This is a genomic window from Rhizobium sp. SEMIA 4085, assembly GCF_013004495.1.
In the GTDB taxonomy this organism is placed as follows: Bacteria; Pseudomonadota; Alphaproteobacteria; order Rhizobiales; family Rhizobiaceae; genus Rhizobium; species Rhizobium gallicum.
The window spans coordinates 1-3698 of sequence record NZ_JABEPH010000479.1 but is presented as its reverse complement, the minus strand read 5'-3'; the positions used below and the strand labels follow the sequence as shown (position 1 = coordinate 3698).

Genomic DNA, 3698 nt, shown 5'->3' with positions numbered 1-3698 from the left:
ACTTAGCGAGTCATTTATAAAAGGACGCCGGCTCGTGGCCCACGGCATGACTGAGGACCAGCTGCTTCTCCCTGGCTCCCCGAAAATCGTGCGTCGGTTGCTTCTCCCCCACCCTGCCGCGCGCTGGCGGATAGCGGAAGCGGCGGCCGCCGATGCCGATTCGGACAAATACTGTTTTATTTTGCCGGATGAACTGCGCGAGTTCGCCACAGCTGAGATCGCGGGCCCTGACTTCCACGGCCTCGGCGGCAAGGGCGACCGACGGAAGCAAAAATGCAGCGGCCAAAATCACATTTCGCATGACACCTCTCAATGGCGGCCAGTTAAGCAGCAGTATCCGCGTCGTTCAAACAGAAATTTTTCGCCCTTGAAGGCGCGACGTCAAAAAACGCGCGCGCGCAATGCGCGGCATTGCAAAAGTATTGAAAAGTTTGGAGCGGGTAGCGGGAATCGAACCCGCGTATTCAGCTTGGAAGGCTGCTGCTCTACCATTGAGCTATACCCGCGGGGTGGTCCGATCCCAGTGACGAATGGTGGAGAGAGTTGGATTTGAACCAACGTAGGCTGAGCCAACGGATTTACAGTCCGTCCCCTTTAACCACTCGGGCATCTCTCCAGTTTTTCGTCTGGATCGTAACCAAGCTCGAAGACCCAGGAGCGTTACCGCCCCTCGATCTGCGCCGCGTATATGACCGGAGCATTTGCCCATGTCAACATGAAGACAATAGAAAAAACACGAAAAATTTCATCGCATGTTGAAAGCCGCCGCCGGCAAAGAAACCCTATGCGCGGTGAAGCACCGCCGTTATAAAGCCGCATGAGCAAAGACAACAAATCCGGCGGCAAGCCCGCAACCGACAAGTCCCCCAAGGATACGCACTACGCCACTCTGCGGCGTGCCCACCGTGATGCCAAGCGCGAGCGCGGCGAAATTCCGACGCCTCCTCCGCACAAGCGCAAACGCGGCGGCGAGGATTGGAAGGCGCCGGCGCTTACGGCCGACCAGGTTTATCTCTACGGCCTGCATACCGTGCGCGCCGCAATCGAAAATCCCGAGCGGAAAAACGTCAAGCTGACGGTGACGCAGAATGCGCTCACCCGCCTCGAAATCGATGCCGGCCAGCTCGGCATTCCAGTCGAGATCGTCTCGCCGCAGGATATCGACAAGGTGCTCGGCCCCGATGCGATCCACCAGGGCGTGATGCTGGAGACCCGCCCCCTGCCCGTCCGGCGCCTGGAGGCGCTGAAAGACAGCCCGCTGCTCCTCGTGCTCGACCAGGTCACCGATCCGCACAATGTCGGCGCCATCATGCGCTCGGCCGTCGCCTTCAATGCAGGCGCCGTTATCACCACGCAAAGACACAGCCCGACCGAATCGGGCGTGCTTGCGAAATCGGCTTCCGGCGCGCTCGAACTCATTCCTTATATACAGATTACCAATCTTGCCGACGCGCTTGGTGAATTGCACCGGCTCGGCTTCTTCTCGATCGGCCTCGATTCCGAAGGACCAGCGCCGATCGAAGGCACGTTCTCAGGCGACAAGGTTGCGCTCGTCCTCGGTTCCGAAGGCAAGGGTCTCAGGCAGAAGACGCGCGAGACCGTCAGCGCGCTTGCGCGGCTCGACATGCCGGGCGCGATCAAATCGCTGAACGTCTCGAACGCGGCTGCGATCGCGATGTATGCGGCCCGGCTTCATCTGAAGAAATAAGCGGACGTCTCAAAATGAACGAATGGTGGGCCCAAGGTTCGCCACAGCGCAGCACAACAGCAAGAGAGAAGGAAAATACCCGGCATGGCAATCCGGCCCCTCCTGTTCGGCATCCTGTTCATCGCAGTCTTCGTCGCCATCATTATCAGTATCATATGGGTCGATCCCACCCAGCCGACGCGCCAGCCGGATCCTCTGGCGCCTGTGACGCCGGTACCCACACCGACACCACCGGTGCAATAGCCGCCGGGAATCGCTCCGGCGGCATCGCGTTTGCTGATCGACGGCTGCTCCAGCAGCCCCATTCTCGATATCCCGATGATGCCACCCTTTTGAGAGCCGGCCACACGAATCCGGCATCAGCAAGCGAGCGGGCAATCACAGGTTGATGCCGAAATACAAATAGTGCGACCGGTAGTGATGACGCCGGTAATAACGTTCCCTCCACCTGCGCTCGGCGCGCCAGGGCCGGTAGTGGCGGCGCTCATAGGCATACGGATGATGGCGCCAGTAACGGCGTTCATGCCGCCACGAATGGCGCCCATGGCGGCGATAATCACGGTAGTGCACCTTCACGACGTCGCTCTTATCGACGGAAGCAACAGGTGCATGTACGGGAGCGGCAACCACGGGCTCGACGGCAACGACGGCCGATCCAAGCGACAGAAGCGCTGCAATGGCAAAACGGGCAATTCTCATGGCTCATCTCCTTGATGAAGGTGAGCGAAATCTGCGCCTCCTGCCCTGAACTGCTCCTGAATCGTTACTTCAGCTTTTGTTCATGAAATGAAGAGGGATTGGGTCTATGATAGATCACGAAATCGCGCCCAGGCCGGATTTTTCTTTACAGACCGGAAGAATCTGCTAGTTGGCACGCATTGCCCTTGTAGCTCAGTTGGTAGAGCACCTGATTTGTAATCAGGGGGTCGCGGGTTCGAACCCTGCCGGGGGCACCATATATTAGTTAATAAAATCAGGGACTTGATGCTGGACCGCGCTTGTTGGCGGTTTTTTTATGCGTCGATGATTTAACCAGAATTACCATGTTTTCCGGGCTCTTCCCGCAGGTTGCGACGATTCGATGGAATATGAATCGCGCATAAGAAGCAGGACGCCGCATACCAAGGGCCTAGCTTGGGACAACCAACGTATAATTTCGGGAGGGGCGGTCCATTGATATGTTGCTCTATCGCCTCAACACCCCAACCAAAGAGGCGATCAGCTGCGCCAAGCTGCTATCGACTCCGGTGTCTCTCACCCCTCTCTCACCGTGGTCGCCGGATATCGAATCCGCATTGACCGCCTCGCAGATCGGGGCGGTCTTTTTTTGATGTGGCTGTAAGAAAAGCCGCCGGCTGGCGAGGCGGTGCGCGGGCTGTGTGATCCGAAACATGCCGCTCACCGGCCGGCGCGCAAATCGCGCCGAGAAAGGAACAGTCCGCCACTCGAGAGTGAGCGTGTCGACGCCTACAAGAATGAGGACACAACGAAGTCCGTAGCTAACATTCGGCATGGCCGTTGTGCCGGGGGCCATTTGCATCACGATTTTTTGGCGCACGGTGCCACACGCCCGAGCAGTCCGGACGCTCCGATCGCATCGTCAGCCGAGGGCAGCCGTCCATACTCGTCGTCACTTGCTGCCGTCGTTCGAGCGTGACTTGCGCGCCTCGCTATTGGTCGAGGATGCCGTCTTTCCGTCGGGTTGCTGGCCGAAATAGGTGCCGCCGAGATGGCCGCCGGCGCTGGTGTTTTCGACTTGGCGTTCGGCCCGCTTCACGAGCTTTTTGACGTCTGTCTTGCTCATTTTGCCGCTCCATTGGCTGGTGGTGACATGGGAACAACGACACGCGGCTAAGAGAGTTCCCTCTTCGCGGGAAACCCGGCGCAACCGGACCGCGGCGTTGCTTTGAATGGCTGTTTCCTTGACAAATCTACCAGGCGCCCGTGAAAGTAACTCGCTCGTGGACGCTATGCCCATGATGGGTTGCGG

General features: G+C 58.7%; 5 protein-coding genes and 3 tRNA genes. 3 read left to right on the top strand and 5 right to left on the bottom strand.

Annotated elements, in window-relative coordinates; all coding sequences use genetic code 11:
* Positions 1 to 10: 10 nt before the first annotated feature.
* The 3 genes from C9413_RS33985 to C9413_RS29460 form a co-directional block, all read right to left on the bottom strand.
* Complete coding sequence (locus C9413_RS33985; protein ID WP_170251297.1) at positions 11 to 301, bottom strand: hypothetical protein; 291 nt, start codon at positions 299 to 301, stop codon at positions 11 to 13.
* Between the two features lie 131 nt (positions 302 to 432).
* Positions 433 to 506, bottom strand: a tRNA-Gly gene (locus tag C9413_RS29465).
* Positions 507 to 531: 25 nt separating this feature from the next.
* A tRNA-Tyr gene (locus C9413_RS29460) sits at positions 532 to 616 on the bottom strand.
* 201 nt (positions 617 to 817) lie between these two features.
* Between C9413_RS29460 and rlmB the strand changes: the two genes are divergently transcribed.
* On the top strand, positions 818 to 1708 hold the full coding sequence (gene rlmB / locus C9413_RS29455; protein WP_039844628.1) for a 23S rRNA (guanosine(2251)-2'-O)-methyltransferase RlmB: 891 nt from the start codon (positions 818 to 820) through the stop codon (positions 1706 to 1708).
* Between the two features lie 84 nt (positions 1709 to 1792).
* Entirely contained in the window at positions 1793 to 1951 is a 159-nt protein-coding gene (locus C9413_RS29450; protein ID WP_166677472.1) for a hypothetical protein, read from the top strand.
* Positions 1952 to 2086: 135 nt separating this feature from the next.
* On the opposite strand, the gene C9413_RS29445 is transcribed toward C9413_RS29450, so the two are convergent.
* A complete protein-coding gene (locus tag C9413_RS29445) occupies positions 2087 to 2407 on the bottom strand; it encodes a hypothetical protein (RefSeq protein ID WP_039844627.1) in 321 nt (106 codons plus the stop codon).
* Between the two features lie 181 nt (positions 2408 to 2588).
* Here C9413_RS29445 and C9413_RS29440 point away from each other — a divergent pair.
* Positions 2589 to 2664, top strand: a tRNA-Thr gene (locus C9413_RS29440).
* 674 nt (positions 2665 to 3338) lie between these two features.
* On the opposite strand, the gene C9413_RS29435 is transcribed toward C9413_RS29440, so the two are convergent.
* Positions 3339 to 3512: a hypothetical protein gene (locus C9413_RS29435; protein ID WP_166677471.1), complete on the bottom strand. Its 174-nt coding sequence runs from the start codon at positions 3510 to 3512 to the stop codon at positions 3339 to 3341.
* Positions 3513 to 3698 lie beyond the last annotated feature (186 nt).